Annotated in this window: 1 protein-coding gene; it reads left to right on the top strand. The window is 65.6% G+C overall.

Annotated elements, in window-relative coordinates:
- The coding region (locus PKE44_RS18810; RefSeq protein ID WP_324554282.1) for a VapE domain-containing protein at nt 1-1,987 on the top strand (1,987 nt) is incomplete at both ends.

Here is a 1,987-nt window from a genome sequence, read left to right as displayed (position 1 = left end):
GTGAAGTCGTCCGGCAAAGCGCGCGGCAAGGCGCCCGGCAATGGGCCGCGGCCGGCCGAGAGGGTCGATGAGAAGGCGCAAGCGCCAGCGCCGCCGGCGCCGGCGAAGCCGCGTTCGTTATGGGTTCCCCAATTGCCGGTGCCCGAGGGCGCTGGGGAGCCGCCGAAGGCGCATCCGGCGCGCGGCATTCCGCAGGCGCAGTGGTGCTACCGCAATGCGGCCGGCGAGGTGCTCGGCTACATCTGCCGATTTACGACGTCGAGCGGCGGGAAAGAGGTTCTGCCGTTGACGTGGTGTCGGCACGAGGCGACTGGAAAAACGGGCTGGCGCTGGATTGCGTTTCCGGTTCCGCGTCCGCTGTATGGCCTGGATCGTTTGGCGGCGCGGCCCGAGGCGACGGTGATGGTGGTCGAGGGCGAGAAGTGCGCCGATGTGGGTGCGATCGAGCTGCCGGATTTGGTCGTCGTGACCTGGTCGGGCGGCTGCGGGGCGGTGGATAAGTCGGATTGGCTTCCGCTGACGGGCCGCAAGGTGTTGCTGTTTCCGGACTGCGACGCGCACACGAATCGGCACACGGGCCAGCTTTTGCCGGAAGCGAAGCAGCCCGGCTTTGCGGCCATGCGCAAGATTTGTGCGCTGGCGCGCGCTATGGGCTGCAAGGTCTGGCAGGTGCGCATTCCGGCGCCGGGCGAGGTGGCGGCCGGATGGGACATCGCGGACGCGGTCGCCGAGGGGCTGACCGGGGATGCGCTGGCGGCCTGGGTGCGCGAGCGCGCGCGGCTGTTGTCCGATGAGCCGGCCAGCGGCGGGGCGCCGGAGCACGCGCCGGACGATGCGCCGCCGGACGTTTGCGATGCGAATGCGTCGGCGGCGTGGCGCCAAACGCTGCTTTACACGAAGCACGGCGAGCTGGCTGCGTGTTTGTCGAACGTGCACGACATTTTGCTGAATTCCCGGCAGTGGTCGGGCGTGCTCGGGTTCGATGAGTTTGCCGCGCGCACGATGAAGCTGCGGCCTCCGCCGTACTTCGGCGGCGAAACGGGTGAATGGGGCGCGGCGGACGATTCCCGCTGTGCGATGTGGCTGACCCGGAATTTCAGGTTCGCGCCCGCGACAGCGTTGGTGGCTGAGGCGATCGAGACGCTGGCGCTGGGTAATTCGTACCATCCGGTGCGGCAGTGGTTGCGTGCGCTTCCTCGGTGGGATGGGATCGAGCGGACGGAATGCTGGCTGACGGATTTCGTCGAGGCAAAAGAGTCGGAGTACATTCGGCGGGTAGCGAAGTGGTTCCTGATCGGCATGGTGGCGCGCGTGATGCGGCCCGGCGTGAAGTTCGACTACTGTCTGGTGCTGGAGGGCACGCAGGGTCGCGGGAAGTCGTCCGTTGCGGCGGTTCTCGGCGGCGCCTGGTTCGGCGATACCGATCTAGATCTTCAACACAAGGATTCGATGGCAGCGTTGCTCGGTAAGTGGGTTTACGAGTTTCCGGAAATGGGGTCCGTGACCCGCGTCGAGTCGAGCAGGCAGAAGTCATTTCTTTCCAGGCAGTACGACGATTTTCGGCCGGTGTATGGCCGGCGTCAAATTCGTCTGCGTCGGCAGTGCGTGTTTGTGGGGACGACAAACGAATGGGAGTGGAACAAAGACCCGACGGGCGGGCGGCGTTTTTGGCCGGTTGAGGTCGGGGAAATTCACCTCGACGGCTTGCGGGCGATGCGCGAGCAGTTGTTCGCCGAGGCGCTGTGGCGCTTTGAGCAGGGCGAAAGGTTCTGGCCGGATCAGCACGAGCAGAGAGCGCTGTTCGATCCGGAGCAGCTCGCCAGGGAGCAGCCGGAGGGCTTGATCGATGCGCTGCACGATTGGGCGTTCTCGCAGGTTTCCGATTTTTCGATTGCAGATGCGGTTATGGATGGGTTGAAGCTGGATGCGTCGAAGCTGACCCGAGATTTGCAAACGCGCGTGGGGATTGCTCTGCGCAAGCTGGGCT

Source organism: Plasticicumulans sp. (assembly GCF_035331805.1).
Classification (GTDB): domain Bacteria; phylum Pseudomonadota; class Gammaproteobacteria; order Competibacterales; family Competibacteraceae; genus Plasticicumulans.
The sequence above is the reverse complement of the archived record's forward strand: the minus strand, read 5'-3'. Positions and strand labels throughout refer to the sequence as shown.